Source organism: Pantoea sp., assembly GCF_032114055.1.
Lineage (GTDB): Bacteria > Pseudomonadota > Gammaproteobacteria > Enterobacterales > Enterobacteriaceae > Pantoea.
This window is the reverse complement of sequence record NZ_DAMCTB010000008.1, coordinates 111,439-137,329: the sequence shown is the minus strand read 5'-3', so window position 1 is coordinate 137,329 and position 25,891 is coordinate 111,439. Positions and strand designations below refer to the sequence as shown.

Below are 25,891 nucleotides of genomic sequence, written 5' to 3'. Positions count from 1 at the left end.
CGATGAATGACTGTCCACGACGCTCGCCATGAAAGAATGCGGCTTAACGGTCAGCGTCGGCTTTTACTGAAAACCCCGCTTTTGCGGGGTTTTTGCTTTTAACGCTAATAAGATTTAACCGCGGCCATGCGGTTCGTCCCAGTCAAATGCCGGCCCCAGCGAAATGACGCCGTGCGGGTTGATGGTCTTGTGGCTGCAATAGTAGTGGTGACGGATATGTGGCAGGCTGACCGTCTCTGCGATACCCGGCATCTGGTAGATGTCGCGCAGGAAGCCACTAAGATTTCTGTAATCAGAAATCCGGTGACGATCGCATTTAAAGTGAGTCACATAGACCGGGTCGAAACGCACCAGTGTGGTCCAGAGTCGGAGATCCGCTTCGGTCAGCTGGTCACCCGTCAGGTAGCGATGCTGACCTAAAATCTGTTCCAGCCGCGACAGCGAATGGAACAGGGCGGTGACGGCCTCATCGTAGGCGGATTGCGACGTGGCAAAGCCCGACTTGTAGACCCCGTTGTTCACGGTGTCGTAGATCCAGCCGTTCAGCTCATCGATTTTCTGACGCAGTGCGGCGGGATAGTAGTCACCGGCACGCGCACCCACGGCATCAAAGGCGCTGTTGAACATGCGGATAATATCTGCCGACTCATTGCTGACGATGGTGTTCTGCTGCTTGTCCCACAAAACCGGCACGGTGACGCGGCCACTGTACTGCGGGTCGGCGTGCAGATAGAGCTGATAGAGAAACTCGTTCTGATAGAGCTTGTCGCCGGTCGCCTCTTCGAAAGTGTCATCGAAGGTCCAGCCGTTCTCCAGCATCAGGGGATGGACAACGGATACATCGATCATGCTGTCCAGTCCTTTCAGTTGACGCATCAGCAGGGTGCGGTGCGCCCACGGGCAGGCCAGCGAGACATAAAGATGGTAGCGGTCGCGTTCGGCGGTGAATCCCGCGTCGCCAGTCGGACCGGCACTGCCATCCGCTGTAACCCAGTGACGAAACGCCGACTCTGAACGTTTAAATCGTCCGCCGGTAGATTTGGTGTCATACCAGGTGTCATGCCAGACACCGTCAATTAACTGTCCCATAATGGCTCCAATGCAAACAGGGCGGGGAAATTTCCCCGCCCTGCTAAGTATATGTGGCATTACGCATGACGTGAGATTAGTGCGCAACGGCCTGCAGTTTTCTTTTGCTGATCAGGTGGTCAAGGCTGTATGCGCCAGGCCCCACCAGACCCAATACCAGGAAACCACCAGCGATAGAGAGGTTCTTCATAAACATCAGCTGGTTGACGCCTTCGGCAAAGTTACTGTGGAACAGAAACGCCGTCAGGATGGTGAAACCTGCGGTAAACAGGGCAGTAAAACGGGTCAGGAAACCAAACAGGATAGCCAGGCCGCCGCCGAACTCCAGCAGAATCACCAGCGGCAGCATAAAGCCAGGCACGCCCATCGCTTCCATATACTGCTGTGTACCGGCATAACCGGTAATTTTGCCCCAGCCCGCCGTAATAAACAGGATTGGCATCAGGATGCGAGCCAGTAACAGACCAGTATCTTCGAATTTTTTCATCATTTACTCCAGCGCTATCAGTGATGCAGGGCAGGTTGCCCGCAGGATTTATGCCCGCTGAAAGCAGTGTTGCGTTCATTGGGGTGATGGCTGAAGATGATAGTCGCGCAGTGAAAAGGTTGTAAGCGAGATATACTGTCAATGTTTTTCAGAAATTCTGATGAAAAAAAACCGGCCTTTCAGGGCCGGCTTTTAGCAGGATTAGCGCGATGATGTCGCGGATTTGATCATACGCCAGGTGCTCCAGGCGCCGAAGCCCCGTTTTGCCCAGCGTAGCAGCCGGTTGGGGCTGCGGATGGAGTAGACGGCCAGCGCACTGCTGCCGATAGCCAGATAGCGACGTAAGCTGAGGAAAGTAAACCAGCCGCGATCGTAGTGGGCGGTGCTTTCCAGCCAGTCACGCCGCGCTGCGCTCAGGTCCAGCCGCTGCTGCTGCACATGCTTAAGCAGTTCATGGATGCGTTCTTCACGCTCGCGGCGGCTCATCAGCGCTGCTCCTCAAGCAATTGACGGTCGGTTTCCAGCTCTTTGCGCGTGTGGCGCAACAGCGTGGACTGACGTGTTTTGTGAAGCGTCCAGAGTCCGAAGATAAGCGCCAGCAGGAACAGTGTGCCCGTGGTGATGCCAATGGCCATCAGGCGGTATTGCGCGTCTACCGCCCAGATAATCAACACCATCAGACTCATCAGACCAAATGCTGTGAACAGCATGGTCAGGCCCACCATCAACAGCAGCTGTATCAGGTTTGCTTTTTCCTGTTCCAGTTCCACCACTGCCAGACGGACACGCGTCTCAACCATACCCACCAGCGTGGTCACAATGCGCTGACCGATGTTAATGACCCCTTTCGCCGGGCCGTGGTTCTGCTGTGAGTCAGTCATAATTAACGACGCGAAATGAGCATGCCCAGTGCGACGCCAATCGCTGCACCGATGCCCACACCATGCCATGGATTTTCACGCACGTAGCCTTCCGCTTTCTGCGCCGCTTCGCGGGTGGTCGCCGCAATGCGTTCACCTGATTCGCCCAGACGTTCGCGCGAGCTGTCCAGCGCCACACGCGCTTTGTTACGCAATTTATCCAGCTCGCCTTTGGATTTTTCAGTACCGCTGCTCAGCACTTCTTCCAGCGTATCCGCCAGGTTTTTTAGCTCAGCACGCAAATGTTCCGACGATGTGTCTTTAGACATAAAATACTCCTTTAACATCAGTTGGTTAATTCCGATTAATAGGGCTCCGCCTGTAACTTTTTCAGCTCCCGGCGCGCGTCATCCAGCTTTTGTTCTCTTTTGGCAATCTTCTCCCTGTCATGGCCCTCTTCGCGCTCTTCCCTGAGTGCGCGCTCGCGCTCTGCCACTGTTTGTTTCTGCGCGTTAATTCTTTCCAGATGGGCTGCTTCGAGTTTTTTATCGCTGCAGTCAGCCCGGACTTCTGTTAGCGCACGCTCCAGGCCGTTCACCCGGCGCTGGTTGTTGTGCTTCTGCGCCATCCCAATTTCACGCTGAATATCCTGCTCTTTCTGCTGGCACAGCGTTTCAGCGGCCAGCAGTGAGCCCGACAGCGAGAAGATTGCGACACCCAGTAAAAATTGATATTTCATCGGTCCTGGACCCTTCCTTTGCGACCTGATCCGTCATCACTGGCGTAATCGTCTGATTTCGGGTGCTGAGGATCGACTCTCGCTTAAGCATAGACAGCGATAGTAAAAAGTTCAAAGAAGACCGGGAGATAGGGCCTCTTTCACGCCACCCCATGACAGTGTGGCGGCGTGAAAGAGGCGGCATCAGGCGATTACGCCAGAGAGAGGTGCTGAGAGTGATCGTGCTGCGCCACGATAAAGCCCTGCGGCAACAGACGGCGCAGGACTTTTTGCGCCGCCAGGCTCTGCTCTTCGCTATCAAAATGGATGACCAGCGCATCACCCGCAGGCGTGATGCTTTTGATACGGATGCCCTGCGCGCTTAACTGCTGATAAAGATAAAACCCATCGGGCAGCGTCGCTCCGGCATGGGAAACCCGAATCTGCACTACCGTTTCGTGCTTGATCAGACCGGGAATGAGACAGAGCGCGACCAGCGCAAAGGCAGCAGCAATCAGCCACGGTCGCCACCGTTTATGAACAGCCTGTAGCAGTTTCATTACTCGGCTTTCCCGTTCTGATTCGCCTGACGCTTACGCCATAAAACGACAAGGGACCCGACGAGACCAAACACCAGCAGCGCCAGTGGCAGCATCATCAGGAAGAACATCATCTCATCTTCATAACGCCGGAAAATCGGGGTTTTACCCAGCGCAAAGCCGATAACGGTTAAAATCACAACCCACAGAAAGGCGCTTACCCAGTTGAAAAACTGGAAGCGGGCATTGCTGAGACCGGACAGACCGGCGATGGTGGGCAGCAGCGTACGCACAAAGGCGATAAAGCGGCCAATCAGCAGAGCCGATAAACCGTGGCGGTGGAACATGCTGTGCGCGCGCTGATGGTACTGGGCGGGCAGGTGAGAGAGCCACTTCTGTACGGTCGGCGTATTGCCCAGCCATCGCCCCTGGATATAGCTCACCCAGCAGCCGAGGCTCGCGCCCGTGGTCAATACCAGGATGGTCAACGGGAAACTCATGGTGCCTTTTGCAATCAGCACGCCCACCAGAATCAGCAGGCTGTCGCCCGGCAGAAACGCCGCAGGAAGCAGGCCATTTTCCAGGAACAGAATCATAAACAGCACGCCGTAAATGGCCCATACCAGCGCGGGATCGGAAAGGGTTTCATAATCCTGTTGCCACAGGGCATGCAGCAACGCTTGCAAAATATCCATCAATCATTCCTGAACATCATTGTTAAACATGTCCCACAGGGACCTGAACGCAGACCGGCATTTCGTTATAAATTTTAGGAGCACAGCCTGGGCGGGATTTTCCGGATCCTTCCAGAATTGATTGTTAAATCAGCGACTTTATAACCCCCTGTCGCAAAGGGTAATAAAAGGGCGATAACTGTAACAAAATTCGCCTGTCTGAGACAGGAAAACTCTCTGACAGACAGGAGTTTTACCTTGTGAAATGACCTGTAAAAAGGAGCTTTACACGTCCTGACACTATTGCAGATTAACTGACCCTTTCAGAGGGCCTCTGGCGCACTCAGCGGGCGTGGTCAGACCCTTCTGGCAGGATGACGGGGTTCTCGCTGAACATATAACGATCCACGTTAAACTCGAAGTCATCCGCCGTCGCGTTAAACAGCATCTGCTTAGTATTTTCCAGATGTTGCCACATCGCCAGTTTGCTGGCGGCAGGATCTTTGCGCATCAGTGCTTTCAGGATCTGATCGTGGTCGTCGCACCAGCTAAGAATACTGCGCTGGTCGATGTGCTCGTGAAGTTTGAGCCAGTAAGGATTGTGCAGGCGATGCAGCCACATTTTTTCAACGATGGCGGCTAAGGCGCTGTTCTGGGTGGATTGGGCGATGCGGACATGAAACTGCATATCCCACTCGGAGTCACGGAAGTGATCCTCCTGGCGGGCTTTTTCCTGAATCGCCATCAGGTCGATAATGTCCTGCCGCGTGACCTGGGTGGCGGCGAACTCGGCTACATTACTCTCAATCAGCTGGCGGGCCTGAAGAAGTTCAAACGGGCCAAAGGTGGCGAACTCCAGCTGGCTGCTGCTGACGGCGATGCGATTCTGTTGCTGGCTGGCAATCACATGGATGCCGGATCCTTTGCGCACTTCCACATAGCCTTCCACTTCCAGCATGATAATCGCTTCGCGAACCACCGTGCGGCTCACTTCCATCTCTTCGGCAATCAGGCGTTCAGCAGGCAGCTTGTCGCCCACTTGATAAATCCCGGTTTCAATGCGGCTTTTCAGCGCGCTGGCCAGCTGTTGATAGAGTCGACGGGATTCGGTGAGGTCCATAGCACAATCCTGATAGCAGACAGATAAGTTGTTATACCACTTCAGGCGGGGCGAGGAAATGGGCTGGCCTGCGCCAGCCCGACAGATTAGCTGCGTACGGCGCTGGCCTGTGGAATAACTGGCTCAGCATTCAGCTCTGAGATCGGTTTATTCTTCAGCACCGTCCAGATCACCACGGCACCCAGCAGATCGAACACTGCCAGCGCGGCAAACAGCGGGCTGAAGCCCAGCGTATCAGCAAGCGCACCGACCACCAGCGCAAACAGGGTGCTGGCGGTCCACGCGGCCATGCCGGTTAAGCCGTTAGCCGTCGCCACCTCGTTGCGGCCAAACACGTCAGAGGAGAGGGTAATTAGCGCACCCGACAGCGCCTGATGCGCAAAGCCGCCGACGCACAGTAGCCCGATAGCGATATAGGGGCTGGTGAACAGGCCGATAGTGCCGGGCGCGATCATCAGAACGGCGCCCAGCGTCACGACCAGCTTACGGGAAACGATCAGGTTAACGCCGAACCAGCGCTGAAACAGCGGCGGCAGATAGCCACCCAGAATGCAGCCAAAGTCCGCAAACAGCATTGGCATCCAGGCAAACATGGCGATCTCTTTGAGATTGAAACCATAAACCTTGAACATGAAGAGCGGAATCCAGGCGTTGAACGTTCCCCACGCCGGTTCTGCCAGAAAACGTGGTAGCGCAATGCCCCAGAACTGACGATTGCGGATAATCTCCAGCGCCGACATCTTACGGGTGTTGCCAGTCTGATGCTGCGCTTCCTGACCGGAGATAATGTAGTTGCGCTCTTCGTCGCTGAGTTTTGTCTGCTGTTTGGGGTGCTTGTAAAAAATCAGCCAGCAGAGCGCCCAGGCCATACTCAGTACGCCGGTAATAATAAAGGCCATCTGCCAGCTGTGCGCCATGATCGCCCAGACCACCAGCGGCGGAGCCAGCATCGCGCCAATAGAAGAACCGACGTTGAAGTAGCCTACCGCCACCGACCGCTCCCTGGCCGGAAACCATTCGCTGCTCGCTTTCAGGCCTGCCGGGATCATCGCGGCTTCTGCCGCACCGACCGCGCCGCGTGCCAGCGCGAAGCCGCCCCAGCTGCCCGCCATGGCGGTGGCGGCACAGAATATTGCCCACAGTACCGCAAACATCGCATAGCCGATTTTGGTGCCGAGCAGATCCAGCACATAACCGGCGACCGGCTGCATCAGCGTGTAGCAGGCGGAGTAGGCCGCCACAATGTAGGAGTACTGCTGCGTGGTGATATGCAGCTCTGTCTGTAATGTCGGAGCGGCCACGGCGATCGTGTTGCGGGTCAGATACCCCAGCACGGTGCCGAGCGTGACCAGCCCAATCATATACCAGCGCAACCCTTTGATCTTACGCATCCTCTACCTCTTCCAGTTCTGTATGCGGTCTTGCCGCTGTTGTTATCTGGAGCGGGACTGCACGTGATGCAGATTGCTCACGCCCGCAGGTTCTGTTTAAGCAACCCTGTTATGACCTTGCCATTTGTCCGTCGTCAGCGTGCTCACGACAGGTCGGGAGACTAACTTGTTATACAACTTTAAAAGTTGAGAGCTATCACAAAAACCCTTTCTGCACTGTGGGATACTGGAAACCTGCGTAATGACAGCCATTTAGCGCGCAGGCGGCGACAGAAATGTCCATAGCGGGCGCCCGATAGCGTGGTTTATGTGAGCAGGATCGCAAACAAATCGGTAACGCAACAGAATTGGTATGATAACTTTGGACCATTCGTGGTTCAGCAGATGAGGATGGATGTATGTCACGTTTCATGACCGAGGATTTTTTGCTGGAGGGTGAATTCGCCCGTCGTCTCTATCATGACTATGCGAAAGATCAGCCGATTTTCGACTATCACTGCCACTTGCCTCCGCAGCAGATTGCCGAAAATTATCGCTTCGCCAACCTTTATGATATCTGGCTGAAAGGCGATCACTACAAATGGCGGGCGATGCGCGCCAACGGTGTGGCTGAGGCGTTGATCACCGGAGACGCCAGCGACCGCGAAAAATTTGATGCCTGGGCGCGCACCGTGCCGCACACCATCGGCAACCCGCTCTATCACTGGACCCATCTTGAACTGCGCCGGCCTTTTGGCATCACCGGCACGCTGCTCTCAGAGAAAACAGCCGACAGCATCTGGGATCGCTGCAATGCGCTGCTGGCGCAGGAGAGCTTTACCACGCGCGGCATCATGCAGCAGATGAACGTCAGGATGGTGGGCACCACTGACGATCCTCTCGACGACCTGCGGCACCATCGCGCGATGGCAGAGGATGCCAGCTTCAGCGTCAAAGTGTTACCGAGCTGGCGACCGGATAAAGCGTTTAACATTGAAGCGGAGACCTTCCTGCCGTGGATTGAATTACTGGAGCAGCGGACGGACATCAGTGTGCAGCGTTTCGACGATCTGCGCCGCGCGCTGCATCAGCGGCTGGATCACTTCGCCGCGCACGGCTGCAGAATTTCGGATCACGCGCTGGATGTGGTCTGTTATGCCGAGGCGGATGATGCCACGCTGGATGCGATTCTGGCGCGCCGCCGCAGCGGTGCCGCGCCCAACCCACAGGAGACGGCACAGTTCAAAACTGCCGTGCTGGTCTGGCTGGGCAGCGAATATGCCCGTCGCGGCTGGGTGCAGCAGTATCACATCGGCGCACTGCGCAACACTAACCCACGCCAGTTTCAGCTGCTGGGGCCGGATGTGGGCTTTGACTCTATCAACGATCAGCCGCTGGCAGAGCCGCTGGCGCGTCTGCTGGGTGCCCAGAACCGTGACAACGCGCTGCCTAAAACCATCCTCTACTGCCTGAACCCGCGCGATAACGAAGTGCTGGCCACCATGGCAGGCAATTTTCAGGGTGAAGGTCAGGCGGGCAAAATGCAGTTCGGCTCAGCCTGGTGGTTCAACGATCAGCTGGATGGGATGCAGCGCCAGATGACGCAGCTGGCGCAGGTCGGCCTGCTGAGTCGCTTTGTCGGCATGCTGACCGACAGCCGCAGCTTCCTCTCCTACACCCGCCACGAATATTTCCGCCGGTTACTGTGCCAGATGATCGGCCAGTGGGTTGAGCGGGGCGAGGCACCGGCCGACGAGGCGCTGTTAGGCCAGATGGTCCGGAATATCTGCTTCGACAATGCCCGTGATTACTTCGGCATTGAGTTGGGGGCCTGATGATGAAAAGGCTGAACCGCCACGACTTTCCAGGGCCGGTCTACCGCGACCGCATTATCCAGTTCGGCGAAGGCAACTTTCTGCGTGCTTTTATCGACTGGCAGATTGACTGGCTGAACGAACATCAGGGTATTGATGCCGGAATCGTGGTGGTACGGCCGCGCAACCGTGAGGTCAGTGACAGCCTGAATCAACAGGATGGCCTTTACACCACGCTGATCCGTGGGCTGAACGATCGGGGCGAGCCGAGCAGCGAAACCCGGCTGATCCGCAGCCTCAACCGCGAGATCCAGCCCTGGCAGCAGCATGACGCCTTTATGGCGCTGGCCCGTAATCCTGACCTGCGCATGGTCTTCTCCAACACCACCGAAGCGGGCATCACCTTCAGCGAGACGGATCGGCTCTCTGACGCGCCCGCCAGCAGTTATCCCGGCAAACTGACGCAGCTGCTGTGGGCGCGCTATACCCACTTCAGCGGCGCCCGCGACCGGGGCTGGCTGGTGGTGCCGTGTGAGCTGATAGATCACAACGGCGATACCCTGCGCGAACTGGTGCTTCGCTACGCCGACCTGTGGCATCTGCCCTCAGAATTTAAAACCTGGGTTAATCAGGACTGTGCCTTCTACAACACCCTGGTGGACCGCATCGTGACCGGTTTTCCGGCAGAGAGTGAGCCGCTGCAGAGCGCGCTGGGCTATGAAGATCGCTATCTGGTGGCGGGCGAAGTCTACTACCAGTTTGTGATTCAGGGGCCGTCGGCGCTGTTCAGCGAACTGAAGCTGGCGGCGCTATCGCCGCAGATCCGGCATGTGGATGATATTGCGCCCTACAAAGCGCAGAAGGTCGCCATCCTTAACGGTGCGCATACTGCGATGGTGCCGGTGGCGTTTCTGGCCGGTATTGAGAGCGTCGGGGAGGCGATGGCCGATCCGGCGATCGCCGGATTTGTGGATCAGCTGCTGCGTCACGAGGTGATCCCGACTTTGGATCTGCCAACAGCGGAGCTACAGAGGTTTGCCGATGCGGTCGTGCGCCGTTTCCGCAATCCCTTTATTCGCCACGCGCTGCTGTCGATTGCCCTGAATGGCATGACCAAGTTCCGCACCCGCCTGCTGACGCCGCTGCTTGCTGACCATCAGCAAACCGGCAGATGGCCGACGCATATCACCTTTGCCCTGGCGGCGCTGATCGCTTTTTATCGCGGCGCATCAGACGGAAAGACGTGGCCGCTGCAGGATGAGCCGCACTGGTTAGCCTTTTACGCTGAAGCCTGGAAAGCCTGTGATGCTGACCCGCATGCGTTGCCGCAACTGGTGCATGGCGTACTCGGCAACGCGCAGCACTGGGGCCAGGATTTAACCCGTCAGCCCGGACTGGCTGAACAGGTCACTCAACACCTGCAAAATATCATCGCTCACGGGATGCGTGAGGCGCTGAACCAACTGAGATAACGCGATGCAAGATGCCATTAAGATCGATCCCCGCGATAACGTCGCGGTGGCATTACGGGACTTAGACGCGGGAGCCACCGTCGACCTGCCGCCACAACGCGTGGTGCTGCAGCAGGCGGTAGGGCGCGGGCATAAATTTGCCCTGCAGCCGATCGCGCAGGATGCGCTGGTAATAAAATATGGGCTGCCGATTGCTCACGCCACGCAGCCTGTCGCTGCAGGTGAGCTGATCCATTCGCAGAACGCCCGCACCAATCTCAGCGACCTGGACGACTACGTATATCAGCCCGACGTCGTGACGCTGCCGCCGCAGCCGGGCGATCGCGAGGTGCAGATCTATCGTCGCGCCAGCGGCGAGGTTGGCATCCGCAATGAGCTGTGGATCCTGCCCACCGTCGGCTGTGTTAACGGCATTGCGCGCCAGATCCAGCAACGCTTTCTGAAAGAGACGCAGCAGGCAGAAGGGATCGACGGGGTATTTCTGTTTAGCCATACCTTTGGCTGCTCACAGCTGGGGCAGGATCACGAGAATACCCGCACCATGCTGCAGAACATGGTGCGCCATCCCAATGCGGGCGCGGTACTGGTGATTGGCCTGGGCTGTGAAAACAATCAGGTCGATGCGTTTCGCGACACCCTGGGCGCGTTTGAAAGCGACCGGGTGGCGTTTATGGTATGCCAGCAGCATGACGACGAGGTTGAGGCCGGCGTCGAACGTCTGCATGCGCTCTATGAGAAAATGCGTCACGACCGTCGTGAACCCGGCAGGCTCAGTGAGCTGAAGTTTGGTCTGGAGTGTGGCGGCTCAGATGGATTATCCGGGATCACCGCCAACCCGCTGCTGGGCCGTTTCTCCGATCAGATGATCGCCAACGGCGGCACCACCGTCCTGACTGAAGTGCCGGAGATGTTCGGCGCGGAGCAGATTCTGATGAGCCGCTGTCGCGACGAAGCAACCTTCAGCAAAACGGTGGCGATGATCAACGATTTCAAACAGTACTTTATCGATCACCAGCAGCCGATCTATGAGAATCCGTCACCGGGTAATAAGGCGGGCGGGATTACTACGCTGGAGGAGAAGTCGCTGGGCTGTACCCAGAAAGCGGGGCAGAGCCAGGTGGTCGATGTGCTGAAGTATGGCGAGCGGTTAAAAACGCCGGGGCTGAATCTGCTGAGTGCGCCGGGCAATGATGCCGTCGCCACCAGCGCCCTGGCGGGCGCCGGCTGTCATATCGTGCTGTTCAGCACCGGGCGCGGCACGCCTTATGGCGGTTTTGTGCCGACGGTGAAGCTGGCGACCAACACGCCGCTGGCGGAGAAGAAACCGCACTGGATCGACTTTAATGCCGGCCGGCTGATCGAAGGAATGAGTATGGAGGCAATGCTGGAAGATTTTGTTGACCGCATTGTCGCGATTGCCAGCGGTGAGCTGACCAACAATGAGAAGAACGATTTCCGTGAACTGGCGATTTTTAAGAGCGGTGTAACGCTCTGATTTTCGGGTGAAAAATGGCAACTCTGGCATTGCCATCCCCGTCGGTTAATTCTGTGCCCGTCGCGGGTGGCGGAGTTAGACCGCAAAGTCGCTTAAAGCATCCCTGCTCGCCCGGCCCGCGCAATTACGCACCTCATCCCTGAGGTGCGCCCGTTGCCGGGCCAACGCTTTGCGTTGTTCAAAAACGCTCCCGGCGTTTTTGTCCCTGGCGCGGGACGCTTTGCTCTTCGGACGCCGCCACCCGCTCTTTGAGCGGGTGAGCTATCTGTAAGATTAAGCCCGGCTGGTTTCGCGCTCCGCTTCTGCCTGACAGACGGCGGCAGTAAACAGAATATCGGTTGAGGAGTTCAGTGCGGTTTCTGCTGAATCCTGCAGGACGCCGATGATAAAGCCGACAGCCACCACCTGCATCGCCAGGTCATTCGGGATGCCGAACATATTGCAGGCCACCGGGATCAGCAGCAGTGAACCGCCTGCCACACCCGATGCGCCGCAGGCACAGAGTGACGCCACCAGACTCAGCAGAATCGCCGTCGGCACATCGATGCTGACACCCAGCGTATGCACGGCCGCCAGTGTCAGCACGGTGATGGTGATCGAGGCGCCCGCCATACTGATGGTTGCGCCCAGTGGAATCGACACCGAATAGGTATCCTCATTCAGGCCAAGACGCTTTGCCAGCGCCATATTCACCGGAATGTTGGCGGCAGAGCTGCGGGTAAAGAAGGCGGTGACGCCGCTTTCACGCAGGCAGGTAAAGACCAGTGGATAAGGGTTACGACGGATTTTCCAGAACACCAGCATCGGGTTGACGACCAGCGCCATCAGCAGCATACAGCCCAGTAACAGCGCCAGCAGATGGGCATATTGCCACAGCGCGCCAAAGCCGGTTGAGGCCAGAATTGACGCCACCAGGCCAAAAATGCCGATCGGCGCGCAGCGGATAACGCAGCGGACCAGCCAGGTTACCGCCTCTGAAGCATCATTCAGTAAGGCGTGGGTCGTGTCACTGCTGTGGCGAAACGCCAGCCCCAGGCCAACGGCCCAGACCAGAATACCGATATAGTTAGCCTGCATCAGGGCGGTAATCGGGTTCGACACCATGCTCATCAGCAGGCCGCGTAACACTTCCGTGATCCCGGAAGGCGGCACGATCTCCGTGCTACCTACGGCCAGTGTCAGCGTCTGCGGCATCAGATGGCTGAGGGCCACTGCGACGACCGCCGCGAAAAAGGTGCTCAGCAGATAGAGGATGATAATTGGCCGGATATTGGTTTTCTGGCCCTGCTGGTGGTTGGCGATCGAGGCAATCACCAGCATCAGAACCAGCACCGGCGCGACCGCTTTCAGCGCACTGACAAACAGTTCACCCAGCAGACCCACCGCCAGCGCGGCATCGTGTGAAATCCAGGCGAGCGCCACACCGGCGATCAGCCCAATCATGATTTGCTTCACCAGGCTTCCGGCGAGCAGCGTGCCCAGACGTGAGGAGAGAGTTTTCTGCATAATAGTTTCTATATTCTGTCGCGGATGTAGTTTCAGGCGCGATGTTTTGCATCGGCTAAAACGGTTTGCCCGGCGGAGTATAAGGAAAAGATCGGACGAGAAAAGAGAAAATTCTGTCGCTGTGGCGGAGGTCGGGTTTTTATTATGCTGGATAGTGGAAGTGTGACAGAGGGATGAAATGTCGGGGCTGGACGCCGCAAAATAAAACAGGGGCATCCGTTGCCCCTGCAGGTAATTATGGTGAGATCCTTTTCTGGTCTCTTTTGCGGTTGACCCAGGCATTAATCAGCAGGGTTGAGGCCAGAATCACGCCAACCACACTCAGTGAGATACCGACCGGGATATGATAGAGGTCGACAATCAGCATCTTGAAGCCGATAAACACCAGCACAATCGCCAGGCCATATTTCAGCATCGAGAAGCGTTCCGCTACGTTAGCCAGCAGGAAGTACATGGCGCGGAGACCCAGAATCGCGAACAGATTTGACGTCAGGACGATAAACGGGTCGGTAGTCACGGCAAAGATCGCCGGAATACTGTCGACCGCAAAGATCACGTCACTGAGTTCCACCATGATCAGCACCAGCAGCAGCGGCGTCGCAAACAGCACACCATTTTTGCGGGTAAAGAACTTCTCGCCGTCGAGATCGTCGGTCATGCGTAAATGGCTGCGCAGCCAGCGCACTACCGGTTTGTCGCCCACCGCACTGTCATCCTCTTTCGCCAGCGCCATCTTCACGCCGGTAAACAGCAGGAAGGCACCAAACACATAGAGGATCCAGCTGAACTGCGTCACCAGCCAGCTACCGGCGAATATCATGATGGTTCGCAGCACGATAGCGCCCAGCACCCCGTAGATCAGCACGCGGCGCTGCAGGTTAGCCGGAATGGAGAAGTAGCTGAAGAGCATCAGCCAGACGAAGACGTTATCTACCGCCAGCGCCTTCTCCAGCACATAGCCGGTCAGGAACGCCAGCGTCTGCGTGTTAGCGACCTCACGGCCTGCGCTGCCCGCCAGATACCACCAGAAAGCGGCGCTGAACAGCAGTGAAACGGAAACCCAGATCAGCGACCAGACAGCCGCCTGTTTGAAAGACATGGTCTGCGCACCACGGCGTCCCTGCAGCAGCAGGTCGATAGCCAGCATGATCAGCACCACAACCGCAAAGCTGCCCCAGAGAAGAGGCGTACCCACAGTCTGCATAGTCGTATCCTGTCTTAAAATAAAAAAACGGCCAAAGTCAGAAGACATCAGCCGCTTATTTTTCTGTAAGCAAACCTCGCCTTCCGGCAAGGTCTCACTTACAACACAGAAATCGATTCCGGGTTGCCTGATGACCGGATGCTTTCGCAACGTAGTGACGATCAATCAGCTTACAAGTTACTCCCCTTTACAGGAGAGTACGTTACGGTTTCATTGCTCAGGAAGCAATCGTTCTCAGTCATATTTAGAAATATTTACACAGCAGCCCGATCCGCCGGGAAGACCACGCCGGTCTGGCCGCGGATCGCCGTCAGCAGTGCCGCCGTGGTGCGCGACACTGCCAGCGCAGGATGGTCCACCTGACGCTGCTCAACCAGCCGGGCAAAGTCGGCGGCTTCGTAGCGCATTGTGTTGCTATGCTGCGGCTCGCTCAGCAACTGCTTTTCGCCGCCACGCGGTGCAAAGATCAGCTGCTGGCACTCCGCTAACTTCTCAATCACCAGTGCGCCCGCTTCCCCCTGAATCTCGCTGGGCAGGCTGGAGTCGCTGACCTTGGAGTGCAGGATCGTTACGTCAAAATTGCCGTAATTGAGCACCACGACGCCGTGTGCATCCACGCCGCTTTCCAGCAGTGTTGCGCTGGCCTGCACACGCTGGGGCTCACCCCACAGCGTGACCGCCGCGGCCAGGCAGTAATAGCCAATATCCATCACGGAGCCATTCGACCAGCGTGGATCGAAGGTATTCGGGTGCTCACCCTTGAGATAGCGCGGATAGCGTGAGGAGTACTGGCAGTAGTTCAGCAGCACTTTTCGCAGCTTGCCGACATCAGGCAGCGCCTGCCGAAGGCGGTGGAAGTTGGGCAGGCTGGCGGTTTTGAAAGCCTCAAACAGGACGACCTGATGTTCACGGGCGCAGGCGATCATCTGTTCCACTTCTGCCAGATTTGACGCCAGCGGCTTTTCGCAAATGACATGCTTGCCGTGCGACATAAACAGCAGCGCCTGCTGACAGTGCAGGGCGTTGGGGCTGGCCAGATAGACCGCATCGACTTCCGGGCAGGCGGCCAGCGCCGCCAGCGAGGTAAAGGTTTGCTGGCAGGGATAATCAGCCATAAACGCGTCGGCCTGTGACTGGCTGCGTGAGTAAACCGCGTGCAGCGTCATCGCGCCGGTTTCATGAGCAGCATCAATAAACTGGCGTGTAATCCAATTTGTTCCCACAATGGCAAAACGAATCACGTCATCTCTCCGGCAGCAGTAAAACGGCAGAGTAACATCTCCGCCACGCTGCGCAATGGCGCCGGGCGGGCAGAGCGTGATCCTGCGATCTGCATTCCACTACTATGCGGACGCGACCCTTTTCAGGCAGCAACCAGGGAGCGCAGGTGAAAGCAAGTAAGCACGCATTAAACTGGACCACATTCTTAATCGCCATTCCGGTCGGGTGCGCGGCGTCGCTGGTCACGCTGGCATTTCGTGGCGTGATTGAGCTGATCAACCATCTGCTGTTTGCCCGCAGCGGCGACATTACCGAATCCCTCACGCTCTGGCCGTGGATCTTCTGGCCGCTGCTGGTGGGGGCGGGCGGTGTACTGGCCGGCTATTTTCTGCGTTATGCGGTCGCCCTTGAACAGCAGCAGACGATAAAAACCGATTACCTGGAAGTGATTAATGCCCGGCTCGATGCGGTGCCTACCCGGACCTCGCTGTTTCGCGCGCTGTCGTCGATAGCCAGTATTGGCAGCGGCGCGTCGATAGGTAAAGAGGGGCCGATGGTACAGCTGTCGGCACTCTGTGGCAGCGCGATTGGCCGCCTGTTACCTGCATCAATGAATCTGAAAAACAGCGACGTGGTGGCGATGGCGGCGGCGGCCGGCCTCTCGTCGGTCTACCACGCGCCGCTGGCCTCGGCGATTTTTGTGGCAGAGATCGCTTTCGGCATCTCTGCGCTGCAGCGGCTGATCCCGCTGATTATCGCCTCCGCCACGGCGGTGATGACAATGTGGACGCTGGGCTTTCGCAGTGCGCTCTATCCGCTGGCGGAGGCCGATTTCACCATGGACCTCAGCACGCTAATGATGACGGTGGTGATTGGTCTGAGCGCCGGTCTGGCGGGCTGGATCGTCATCAAAAGCATCGCCCGCAGCAAACTGCTCTTCAGCCGGATTGCCTCGCTGCCGCTGCGGCTGGGTGCAGGCGGATTCGCCGTCGGCCTGCTGGCGCTGATCTCCACCGACATTCTCGGCAATGGCTACGAGGTGATCGTTAAAGTGATGGCGGGCGACTATCTGCTGCCGGGACTGCTGTTACTGCTGGTGCTGAAAACGGTCGCCACCAGCCTGTCGGTGGGGTCAAATGCAGTGGGCGGCCTCTTTACCCCGTCGCTGCTGATTGGTGCGCTGCTGGGCGTGGCGCTCGCCACCGTCGGCGCGGCGCTGCATCTGCCGCTCGGCAATGTGCTGCTCTATGCCGCCATCGGCATGGCGGCGGTGCTGGCGGCGGTCAGCCAGGCCCCGCTGATGGCGATGCTGATGGTGCTGGAGATGACGCTCAACAGTAGCCTGCTATTCCCGCTGATGATCGCCACGGTGCTGGCGTCGATGGTCGTCTATCGCCTGCAATCCGCCAGTACCTATCCGGTAGTGAGTCATCACTTCAGCCGTTCAGAAGCGAAATATGATTTCGATAATATGCGCATTGCAGAGCTGATTATTCCGGGGGCGGCGCTGCAGCCGGAGGAGTCGGTAGGGCAGGCGCTGGCGGTCAGTTCGCTGAAGCGTGAACGCTACGTCTATGTGATTAACGCAGCAGGCGCCTTTCTTGGCGTGGTGTCGATTCACGAGATCGCGCGCCGGGTGCTGGCGCAGGAGATTACGCTCGACTCACCGGTGCAGTGCGTGATGGATCAGGATTTCCCGGTGGTCTGGCAGAATCAGAGTATGCGCGAGGGGTGGGAAGCCTTTGCGGCCGTCACGCTGGAGCGGCTGCCAGTGCTTAACAATCCTGAAGAGCGACGCTTTCTGGGGGCACTGACCAAAACCAGTCTGATCCAGAAAGCGCAGGAGTTTCTTTAAGCAGCGTTGCCGCGCATCGCCTGGTCGGTCATCCAGAGGCGCGCATCAAATTCGAGCTGGTGATAGTCGGGCTCCATGTGGCAGCAGAGCTGATAGAACGCTTTGTCGTGATCCTTCTCTTTCAGGTGCGCCAGCTCATGCACCACGATCATCCGCAGAAACGGCTCGGGTGCGAGGCGGAAAAAGGTGGAGATGCGGATCTCCGCTTTCGCCCTGAGCTTACCGCCCTGCACCCGTGAAATGGCAGTGTGCAGCCCCAGCGCGTGCTTCATCACTTTGATTTTGTTATCCCACATCACTTTGCTGATCGGCGGAGCGTTCCGCATATAGCGGTTCTTCAGCGCCTGAGTATAGTCATACAGCGCCTTGTCGCTCATGACATCATGGGTGTCGGGGTAGCGTTCCTGCAGAAACGCACCTAAGCGCTGGTGGGCTATCAGCGTCTGAACCTGCTCAAGCAGCGGGGCAGGATAACCCTGAAGGTAGATGAGTTGGGACATTAGGGATTCCAGGCGAAAAAGAGTATACTGCGCGCCCTTTTTATCGGGGCGAAAATTAATCAAAGTGTACCACGCCGGAGAATTCATGAGCCAACCTGAACTGAACGATCGCACACTGATCCTGCATCGTTTCCCGCAGATGCGTGACGAAAGTCCATTACAAGCCTGGGACGCGGCTGATGAATACCTGTTGCAGCAGCCGCTGCCAGCGGGACCGGTGCTGGTGTTCAACGACAGTTTCGGGGCGTTGACCTGCGCGCTGAATCCACGCCCCGTCTGGCACGTCAGCGACTCCTGGCTGAGCCAGCAGGCGGCGCGTCAGAACCTGAAATTCAATGACATGGACGACGGTGACGTTCACTTTGTGGATAGCCTGGCCGAACTGCCAGCGGCGCCGGCGGCGGTGCTGATCAAAGTCCCGAAAACCCTGGCGCTGCTGGAGCATCAGCTGCGCGCCATCCGTGAGGTGGTGACCCCTGATACGGTGATTCTGGCGGCGGCACGTGTTAAAGAGATCCATAACTCGACTCTGCAGCTGTTCGAACAGATTATCGGTGAAACCCGCACCTCGCTGGCGTGGAAAAAAGCGCGTCTGATCTTCAGCCAGTTCACCCGGCCCGCGCTGCGCGAGGCGAAGCCAACGCTGGCCTGGCCGCTGGATGGCACTCCGTATCAGATCCACAACTACGCCAACGTGTTCTCACGCGCTTCGCTGGATATCGGTGCACGGCTGTTTATACAGCATCTGCCGGAAAACATTGAGGGCGAGATTGTCGATCTGGGATGCGGCAACGGCGTGGTGGGGCTGATGGCGCTGGCGCAGAACCCTCAGGCGGACGTGCATTTCCTGGATGAGTCCTACATGGCGGTCGCCTCCAGCCAGCTGAACGTGGAGCTGAACCGTCCGGAAGATCGGGATCGCTGCCAGTTTAAGGTGAACAACGTGCTGAGCGGCTATCCGTCTGATCGGCTGCATGCGGTGCTCTGCAATCCGCCTTTCCATCAGCAGCACGCGGTCACCGACCATCTGGCCTGGCAGATGTTCCGTGATGCCAAACGCACGCTCCAGTATGGCGGCGAACTGCGCATTGTCGGCAACCGCCACCTGGATTATCACCACAAGCTGAAGAAGATGTTTGGTAACTGCACGCTGATCGCCTCCAACCAGAAGTTTGTGGTGCTGCGTGCGGTAAAGATGCGTTAATCAGATCGTCAAAGCCAGCCGGGTCGCCTGCGCAATGGCGCGGCGCGCATCCAGCTCCTGCGCCACGTCAGCCCCGCCGATGATGGTTACTCTCTGGCCCCGGTCGCGCAGCGCGGCTTCCAGTTCGCGCTGCGGCTCCTGCCCGGCGCAGATAATCACATTATCCACCGCCAGCCGCAGGGTTTCCCCGTTGCGCCGCAGATGCAGGCCTTCATCATCAATTCTCAGATACTCCACGCCGCCCCACATCTCAACGCCGCGCATCTGCAGACTGGCCCGATGGATCCAGCCGGTGGTTTTTGCCAGCCCGGCCCCCGGTTTGCCTGAGCGCCGCTGCAGCAGCCAGATCTGCCGTAACGCGGCAGGCGGCTCAGGCTTCACGATGCCGCCACGCTGCGTCAGATTGTGGTCGATGCCCCATTCCGCATAAAACGCCGCCAGATCCGCATCCTCTGCAGGCTGCGACAGATACTCCGCCACATCGAAACCAATGCCGCCAGCGCCGATAATCGCCACCCGCTTGCCCACCGGGCGCTTATCGCGCAGCACCTCAAGGTAGCTCAGCACGCTGGGGTGATCGATGCCCGGGATGGCCGGGGTGCGCGGCTGGATACCGGTCGCCAGCACCACCTCATCGGCGTCACTCAGCCGATCTGCATCGACGCGACAGCCGGTTTTAATCGTCACGCCCGCAGCCGCCAGCTGATAGCGGAAATAGCGCAGCGTTTCGCTGAACTCCGCTTTACCGGGGATCTGCCGGGCGAGATTAAACTGACCGCCAATTTCCGGTGCGGCGTCATAGAGTGTCACCTGATGGCCGCGCTGTGCCGCCTGCAGGGCAAACGCCATCCCGGCCGGGCCTGCACCGACCACCGCCAGCCTGCGCGGTGCGGCGCTGGCCACGACCGGCATCAGTGATTCATGGCAGGCGCGGGAATTGACCAGGCAGGACGCTATTTTACCGGCGAAGACCTGATCCAGGCAGGCCTGGTTGCAGGCGATACAGGTATTGATGCTGTCCGGTTCGCCGCGCTCCGCTTTGCTGACAAAGGCGGGATCGGCAAGAAAAGGGCGCGCCATCGACACCATGTCAGCGCAGCCTGACTGTAGCAGCGACTCGGCGACAGCGGGGTGGTTGATGCGGTTGGTGGCGATGACCGGCACAGAGACATGGGCGCGCAGCCGCTGCGTCACCCAGGCAAAGGCCGCGCGCGGCACGCAGGTGGCGATGGTCGGGATACGCGCTTCGTGCCAGCCGATGCCGGTGTTGAACAGCGTGACGCCACACCGCTCCAGCTCGCCCGCCAGCTGCAGCGTCTCCGCCAGCGTGCTGCCTTCTTCGATCAGGTCGAGCATCGACAGGCGGAAAATAATGATAAAGGCGTCGCCGGTCGCGGCGCGCACGGCGCGGGTAATCGCCAGCGCGAACTGCATCCGCTGCTGAAAGTCCCCGCCCCAGCGATCGCTACGCTGATTGGTGTGCTTCACCAGAAACTGATTAATCAGATAGCCCTCAGACCCCATAATCTCCACCCCATCGTAGCCCGCCTGCTGCGCCAGCCGGGCGCAGCGTGCAAAGTCATCGATGGTCTGTTCAATCGCCGCCTCGCTCATCGCCTGTGGCGTAAAGGGGTTGATCGGAGCCTGACGGGCGGAAGGGGCGACCAGGTCGGGTTGATAGCTGTAGCGACCGGTATGCAGGATCTGCAGCGCGATTTTTCCCTGATGCTGATGCACCGCCCCGGTGATCTGCCGGTGCCAGTCACACTGTGATTCGTCGGTAAGCATGGCGCCATGCGCCGTGGTGACTCCCTGTGGATTCGGGGCAATGCCGCCGGTAACGATCAGCGCGACACCCTCGCGCGCCCGCTCGCCGTAGAACGCCGCCAGCCGCGCGGCCCCCTCCGGATGTTCTTCCAGACCGGTGTGCATCGATCCCATCAGAAAACGGTTTTTCAGACGGGTAAAACCCAAATCCAGGGGGGTAAACAGCGCAGGGTAGGCGGTATTCGCAGGCATAAGCGTGACTCAGCATGAAGTGGTCGGATGAGTTAACTCTAGCCACTTCCCGGTTAAAAAAAAGTGAAAGAGTGTCAGGCTGTGAGTGAAATCAAAAACATCGGCGGGCGACAAGCGGGTCAGGGCAGCTCACGCGGGCCTTCCGCCTGTGTGCGGTCAGCCCAGTGGCGGGAGTCCCCCTGTTACGCCGCATCGTCCGGCATCGGGCGTCGGCGGATCCACGAAAAGCGTGAGCGATAGCCGCTGCCGAAGTGGGTGTTAAAGCGGTAGCTGGAGCCGCTCTCTGCCATGCAGTAAGTACAGACATTCACATTGTCGATCTGCGAAGCGGGCACGCCTGCTTCTGTCAGCATCTGTGTCGCCAGCGCGGGCAGATCGAACCAGACCCCCTGCTGGTGGGCAACGGCCTGCGGACGTTGCGCCAGCCGATTGACCGGCTGGTGCTGATGCCAGCGCAGCCCGCGGGTAAAGGCCGGATTCTGCGCGATCGCCGCCCGCTGCGGTTCAGCCAGCTCATAGCAGCAGGGCCCCATCGCCGGACCGATCGCTACCACCAGATTCTGCGGGGCGCAGCCCTGCTCGCACAGTTTTTCCACGGCGCGGGTCAGGACGCCCGCCAGCGTGCCCTTGAGTCCGGCATGCACCGCAGCCACGATTTTTGTTTCACGATCGGCAAACAGAACGGGCAGGCAATCCGCCGTGTAAACGGCGACCGGGCGCGTTCCGCTGGCGATCACGCCATCCGACTCGCAGCTTTTAGGGGGGATGTTCTCACTGTCACTGACCACGGTCGCGCTGTGGCGCTGATGACCATAGGCGGCATCGACGGGCGGCGGCTCACCGGCGGGCTGAAACGCATAATCGAGCCACGTCAGCGCGTCGAGCAACGGCGAGTGCGGGTTCACGGCCATAAGAATCTCCTGTTATAACAGCATGCGTTGGGCTGCCCACAGCTTACGTTAACTGCTACATTTTTGAAGCTTCTCCCAAGCCCTTTCTCACATTAAGGATGAAATGATGAAAACCTCCGCAAAACTCGCTGCATCCGGTCTGGTCGCGCTGTTGCTGACCGGCTGTGCTCCCTCAGCACAGCAGACCGCGCAGCAGCAGCTCGGCCAGCAATCGGTGCTGGCAGCCAACTGGTTCCAGCAGTCTGGCGAATATCAGGCGCTGACCTGGCAGGCCTTTAATGCCGCGCGCATGGCCTTTGATCAGGCGCCTTCGCTGACCGGCAAACCCAAAGCGGTCATTGTCGATCTGGATGAAACCATGCTGGATAACAGCGCCTACAGTGCATGGCAGGCGAAGAACGGTCAGCCGTTCAGCAGCAAAACCTGGTCAGCCTGGACACAGGCGCGGCAGGCGAAAGCGGTGCCTGGCGCCGTTGAGTTCGCCCGTCACGTCACCGAAAACGGCGGCACGCTGTTCTATGTCTCGAACCGCGACCAGAAAGATTACGCCGCCACCGTCGCCAACATGCAGCAGCTCGGTTTCCCTGACGTCAGCGAAAAGACGGTGCGTCTGAATACCGACAGCTCCAACAAGCAGGCGCGTTTCGATGCGATCAAAAATGCCGGCTATAACGTGGTGCTCTACGTCGGAGATAACCTCAACGATTTCGGTGGGGCTACCTGGCATCAGGGTAATCAGCAGCGGCGCGATTTTGTTAACCTCAACCACCAGCGTTTTGGTACACAGTTCATCGTGCTGCCAAACCCGCTTTACGGTGACTGGGAGAGCGGCATGGCGGAAAACTACAACAAGCTGACCCCGGAACAGCAGCTGTCGGTGCGGGAGTCGCGTCTGCAGAGCTGGAACGGTAAATAATTCGTCAAGGAAAAGAGCCTGAGCATTCAGGCTCTGATAATTTCCGGTCCTGATTTACTTACCGCCGTCACTATATCCCTGCAAATGAAATTAATTATCTCCCGCTTTATTCTTAACTCAAATCAGGTGGATTAAACTGGCTTTTCGCAATTAAGCTGGTGAATCCTGCTAATGGTTAATTTTTTAATTAAGAGTAATCCTGGTAAAAAGCCAGCCGGTGCGGGAAGTAAAGAATATCCCCTGCGTTACTGATTGTATTTATTTGTCAGTGATAACTTTACTTATTAATCTGAATTAAAATAAATATATGATTTTAATGAATTAACCATTCATTTTTTATATTTAGCTTCGCTTCTGCTACTTAATTAAATTTACTTTTCGCTGACTTTTACTGACACCAGGTTGACAAAGTCGCTGATGTTAACGCGCTGTAAAATATTGCTCGTGCATTAGCAATGGTTAACGTCTATAACCTTTTTCTGTGACTCAGTTCTTAATTACCTGGCGGCTTACCCCTTCACGGGTCAGCCGAAACACTTTGTGGTCAGCCAGGATGCGACATCCCGGTAGTAGAGAGAAGATGATTGTGACGACACTTAAACCCTTATTAGCGAAAAATCGCAGTTGGGCCTTACAGCGCCGCCAGCGTAATCCGGACTATTTTAAAAAATTCCTCCATCAGCAAAAACCGCACTCGCTCTGGATAGGCTGCTCTGACAGTCGCGTTCCCGCCGAAGTTCTGACCGGCTCCCAGCCTGGCGAACTCTTTGTCCACCGCAATATCGCCAACATGGTGATTGAAGAGGATGACAACTTACTCAGCGTCCTGCAGTACGCTCTCTTTTTTCTCGGCGTGAAACGCATCGTTCTGAGCGGCCACTACGGTTGCGGCGGGGTTGAGGCCGCGCTGAACCTGCCGGGCAGCGTGCTGGACGGCCAGGAAAGTGCGCTGGCAAGGCGCATCAGCAGGCTGCGTCAGGATATTGAGGCGGGCGTGGCAGAGAACCCGTCGCCGCAGGCCGAACCGGGTGAACGGCTCGACCGGCTGGTTGAAGCCAACGTTAAAGCGCAATTCGCCCGGCTGGTGAACGCCGCACCGGTCCGGCAAATCTGGCAATCGGGCCAGGAACTGGAAGTGTTTGGTTGTGTCTATGACCTGCGCTCCGGCCATCTTAAAGAGCTGATTCATCAATCTGCAGAGGAGCCTTCCTTATGAACCTCGATACCCTGCGCCGCGACATCCCGGCAGGTCTGGTGGTTTTCCTGGTCGCCTTACCACTCTGTCTGGGAATTGCCCAGGCGAGTGGATTACCGCCATTTGCCGGTCTGCTGACGGGCGTGATTGGCGGGCTGGTAGTCACGTCACTGAGCCCCTCACGGTTTGCTGTCAGCGGCCCGGCGGCGGGCCTGGTCACTATCGTCGTCGCCTCAATGGCATCACTGGGCAGCTTTTCCGCCTTTCTCACCGCGCTGATCATCGCCGGGGCGCTGCAGTGCCTGTTCGGGCTGCTGCGCGCCGGACGTTTTATCTCGCTGGTGCCGGGCAGCGTTATCAAAGGGATGCTGGCGGCGATAGGTCTGTTGCTGATCATGCAGCAGATCCCGGTGGCGTTGGGTGCCGCAGGCGATGCAGAGCTGGTGTCGCTGGCGACGGGCGAGATGACCTTTTCACTGCCCGCGATAGCCGTAGCGGTGACGGGCCTCGCCATCCTGTGCCTCTGGACCACCGGACCGGTCAAACGGATCAAAGCGCTGGCCTGGATCCCTGGTCCACTGATTGCCGTGCTGACCGGCTGCCTGGCGACGGTCGCTGGCGGACAGCTGTTTCCTGACGTCGCCAGCGGTCTGGCACGCATTTCGCTGCCTGCCTTCGACAGCGTTTCTGCGCTGGTGGCCGGTCTGGAAACACCCGACTGGATGGCCTGGCAGAACCCGCAGGTCTGGGTAGTTGCCGTTACCCTGGCACTGGTCGCCAGCCTGGAAACGCTGCTGAGCCAGGAGGCGCTGAAAAAGTTACGCCCGCAGACGCCTGCGCCGTCGCCCAATAAAGAGATGTTTGCTCAGGGAATCGGTAACCTGACCGCCGGATTTCTGGGCGCTATGCCGATCACGGCGGTGATTGTGCGTAGTTCGGTTAACGTCAGCGCAGGCGCGCAGACGAAGCTGTCGATCTTCATCCACGGTGGGCTGCTGCTGATTTGCGGCGTGTGGTTCAGCGAGATGCTGAACGCTATTCCGCTGGCCAGCCTGGCCGCCGTCCTGCTCTACACCGGCTATAAGCTGGCGACGCCGCGACTTTTTGCTGAGCAATTCCGGATGGGCCCGCAGCAGTACGTGCCGTTTCTGGCGACGATCGTCGGGATCATTACGCTGGGTATGCTGGCCGGCATTGGGATCGGGATTGCCGTGCAGATCCTCTGCAGCATCTACAAGAGCCATCGCAACGCGCTGCAGCTTACCCGTTACGACGACCACTATGTGCTGCGCTTTCAGCAGAACCTGACCTTTATGCACAATCCAAAGCTGCAGGGGTTGCTGGATGAGATCCCGGAGAACAGCGTAGTGATCGTGGATAACGATAATGCGGAATATATCGATCCCGACGTCAGGGCGGTGCTTAAAGATTTCAGCGACAACGCCGATAAACGGGGTATCCGCCTGAGTCAATGGCCGGTGGCTGTAAAATAGCGTTAAGTGCAAAGACAGGGTGTCATAACAGCAAAAATCGGATATCACGGATATCCGATTTTTTTGTATGCAGGGCATAATAAGCCCCCATGTGCAGGTGTCATCGGGTATCAGCAACCTCCCGGATTGACCCCTGAAGTGGTGTTTTATCGCAGGATGATACAGCGGGTTCCCAGTATGTCATTATTCTGACGTCACGCACCTGTTCAGGCTGACGTGGACACGCCTC

The 25,891-nt window shown here is 57.9% G+C and carries 24 protein-coding genes; 8 read left to right on the top strand and 16 right to left on the bottom strand.

Annotated elements, in window-relative coordinates:
- Positions 1-114: 114 nt before the first annotated feature.
- From RT657_RS14395 to RT657_RS14350, 10 genes are all read right to left on the bottom strand, one after another.
- The gene (locus RT657_RS14395; protein WP_313655264.1) at positions 115-1,089 is read right to left on the bottom strand and encodes a glutathione S-transferase family protein; all 975 of its coding nucleotides are present in this window, start codon (positions 1,087-1,089) and stop codon (positions 115-117) included.
- Positions 1,090-1,165: 76 nt separating this feature from the next.
- Positions 1,166-1,576, bottom strand: coding sequence for a DoxX family protein (locus tag RT657_RS14390; RefSeq protein WP_313655262.1), 411 nt, complete (start codon positions 1,574-1,576; stop codon positions 1,166-1,168).
- A 201-nt stretch (positions 1,577-1,777) separates the two neighbouring features.
- A complete protein-coding gene (locus RT657_RS14385; RefSeq protein ID WP_313655260.1) occupies positions 1,778-2,062 on the bottom strand; it encodes a YqjK-like family protein in 285 nt (94 codons plus the stop codon).
- On the bottom strand, positions 2,062-2,457 hold the full coding sequence (locus RT657_RS14380; protein ID WP_313655258.1) for a phage holin family protein: 396 nt from the start codon (positions 2,455-2,457) through the stop codon (positions 2,062-2,064). The genes RT657_RS14385 and RT657_RS14380 overlap by 1 nt, the downstream gene beginning before the upstream one ends.
- A 2-nt stretch (positions 2,458-2,459) precedes the next feature.
- The gene (locus RT657_RS14375) at positions 2,460-2,765 is read right to left on the bottom strand and encodes a YqjD family protein (RefSeq protein ID WP_111139262.1); all 306 of its coding nucleotides are present in this window, start codon (positions 2,763-2,765) and stop codon (positions 2,460-2,462) included.
- Between the two features lie 35 nt (positions 2,766-2,800).
- The gene (locus tag RT657_RS14370; RefSeq protein WP_313655257.1) at positions 2,801-3,175 is read right to left on the bottom strand and encodes a DUF1090 domain-containing protein; all 375 of its coding nucleotides are present in this window, start codon (positions 3,173-3,175) and stop codon (positions 2,801-2,803) included.
- Positions 3,176-3,366: 191 nt separating this feature from the next.
- Positions 3,367-3,714 (bottom strand): EnvZ/OmpR regulon moderator MzrA, encoded by a 348-nt coding sequence (gene mzrA / locus RT657_RS14365; RefSeq protein WP_313655256.1) that lies wholly within the window; start codon positions 3,712-3,714, stop codon positions 3,367-3,369.
- Positions 3,714-4,388: a DedA family protein gene (locus tag RT657_RS14360; protein WP_128086559.1), complete on the bottom strand. Its 675-nt coding sequence runs from the start codon at positions 4,386-4,388 to the stop codon at positions 3,714-3,716. Before RT657_RS14360 ends, mzrA begins: the two co-directional genes overlap by 1 nt.
- 322 nt (positions 4,389-4,710) lie before the next feature.
- Complete coding sequence (gene exuR, locus RT657_RS14355) at positions 4,711-5,487, bottom strand: transcriptional regulator ExuR (RefSeq protein WP_313655255.1); 777 nt, start codon at positions 5,485-5,487, stop codon at positions 4,711-4,713.
- Between the two features lie 86 nt (positions 5,488-5,573).
- Positions 5,574-6,878, bottom strand: coding sequence for an MFS transporter (locus tag RT657_RS14350; protein WP_313655254.1), 1,305 nt, complete (start codon positions 6,876-6,878; stop codon positions 5,574-5,576).
- Positions 6,879-7,276: 398 nt separating this feature from the next.
- Between RT657_RS14350 and uxaC the strand changes: the two genes are divergently transcribed.
- From uxaC to RT657_RS14335, 3 genes are read left to right on the top strand one after another with little or no spacing between them, the layout of a single operon-like run.
- Complete coding sequence (gene uxaC, locus RT657_RS14345; protein ID WP_313655253.1) at positions 7,277-8,692, top strand: glucuronate isomerase; 1,416 nt, start codon at positions 7,277-7,279, stop codon at positions 8,690-8,692.
- A 2-nt stretch (positions 8,693-8,694) separates the two neighbouring features.
- The gene (locus tag RT657_RS14340) at positions 8,695-10,143 is read left to right on the top strand and encodes a tagaturonate reductase (protein ID WP_313655346.1); all 1,449 of its coding nucleotides are present in this window, start codon (positions 8,695-8,697) and stop codon (positions 10,141-10,143) included.
- A gap of 4 nt (positions 10,144-10,147) precedes the next feature.
- A complete protein-coding gene (locus RT657_RS14335; RefSeq protein ID WP_313655251.1) occupies positions 10,148-11,638 on the top strand; it encodes an altronate dehydratase family protein in 1,491 nt (496 codons plus the stop codon).
- A 273-nt stretch (positions 11,639-11,911) separates the two neighbouring features.
- Here RT657_RS14335 and sstT read toward each other — a convergent pair whose 3' ends face one another.
- The 3 genes from sstT to RT657_RS14320 all read right to left on the bottom strand — a co-directional run bounded on the left by sstT (position 11,912) and on the right by RT657_RS14320 (position 15,589).
- A complete protein-coding gene (sstT, locus tag RT657_RS14330) occupies positions 11,912-13,144 on the bottom strand; it encodes a serine/threonine transporter SstT (RefSeq protein ID WP_313655250.1) in 1,233 nt (410 codons plus the stop codon).
- A 235-nt stretch (positions 13,145-13,379) separates the two neighbouring features.
- Positions 13,380-14,348: a TerC family protein gene (locus RT657_RS14325; RefSeq protein WP_313655249.1), complete on the bottom strand. Its 969-nt coding sequence runs from the start codon at positions 14,346-14,348 to the stop codon at positions 13,380-13,382.
- A 254-nt stretch (positions 14,349-14,602) separates the two neighbouring features.
- Entirely contained in the window at positions 14,603-15,589 is a 987-nt protein-coding gene (locus tag RT657_RS14320) for a Gfo/Idh/MocA family oxidoreductase (protein ID WP_313655248.1), read from the bottom strand.
- Between the two features lie 146 nt (positions 15,590-15,735).
- Here RT657_RS14320 and RT657_RS14315 point away from each other — a divergent pair, with 146 nt between their 5' ends.
- Positions 15,736-17,424: a chloride channel protein gene (locus tag RT657_RS14315; RefSeq protein ID WP_313655247.1), complete on the top strand. Its 1,689-nt coding sequence runs from the start codon at positions 15,736-15,738 to the stop codon at positions 17,422-17,424.
- Here RT657_RS14315 and RT657_RS14310 read toward each other — a convergent pair.
- Positions 17,421-17,924 (bottom strand): M48 family metallopeptidase, encoded by a 504-nt coding sequence (locus RT657_RS14310; RefSeq protein WP_111142020.1) that lies wholly within the window; start codon positions 17,922-17,924, stop codon positions 17,421-17,423. The genes RT657_RS14315 and RT657_RS14310 overlap by 4 nt on opposite strands.
- 85 nt (positions 17,925-18,009) lie before the next feature.
- Here RT657_RS14310 and rlmG point away from each other — a divergent pair, with 85 nt between their 5' ends.
- On the top strand, positions 18,010-19,128 hold the full coding sequence (gene rlmG / locus RT657_RS14305; protein WP_313655246.1) for a 23S rRNA (guanine(1835)-N(2))-methyltransferase RlmG: 1,119 nt from the start codon (positions 18,010-18,012) through the stop codon (positions 19,126-19,128).
- Here rlmG and RT657_RS14300 read toward each other — a convergent pair whose 3' ends face one another.
- Positions 19,129-21,147 (bottom strand): NADPH-dependent 2,4-dienoyl-CoA reductase, encoded by a 2,019-nt coding sequence (locus tag RT657_RS14300; RefSeq protein ID WP_313655245.1) that lies wholly within the window; start codon positions 21,145-21,147, stop codon positions 19,129-19,131.
- A 182-nt stretch (positions 21,148-21,329) separates the two neighbouring features.
- Positions 21,330-22,058, bottom strand: coding sequence for a polyphenol oxidase family protein (locus tag RT657_RS14295; RefSeq protein WP_313655244.1), 729 nt, complete (start codon positions 22,056-22,058; stop codon positions 21,330-21,332).
- A gap of 106 nt (positions 22,059-22,164) precedes the next feature.
- Between RT657_RS14295 and RT657_RS14290 the strand changes: the two genes are divergently transcribed.
- The 3 genes from RT657_RS14290 (at position 22,165) to RT657_RS14280 (ending at position 25,662) form a co-directional block, all read left to right on the top strand.
- Positions 22,165-22,974 carry a 5'-nucleotidase, lipoprotein e(P4) family gene (locus tag RT657_RS14290; protein ID WP_313655345.1) on the top strand — a complete coding sequence of 270 codons (810 nt, stop codon included), beginning with the start codon at positions 22,165-22,167 and terminating at the stop codon, positions 22,972-22,974.
- 580 nt (positions 22,975-23,554) lie between these two features.
- The gene (locus tag RT657_RS14285; protein ID WP_313655243.1) at positions 23,555-24,190 is read left to right on the top strand and encodes a carbonic anhydrase; all 636 of its coding nucleotides are present in this window, start codon (positions 23,555-23,557) and stop codon (positions 24,188-24,190) included.
- Entirely contained in the window at positions 24,187-25,662 is a 1,476-nt protein-coding gene (locus RT657_RS14280) for a SulP family inorganic anion transporter (RefSeq protein ID WP_313655242.1), read from the top strand. Before RT657_RS14285 ends, RT657_RS14280 begins: the two co-directional genes overlap by 4 nt.
- Positions 25,663-25,891: the final 229 nt, after the last annotated feature.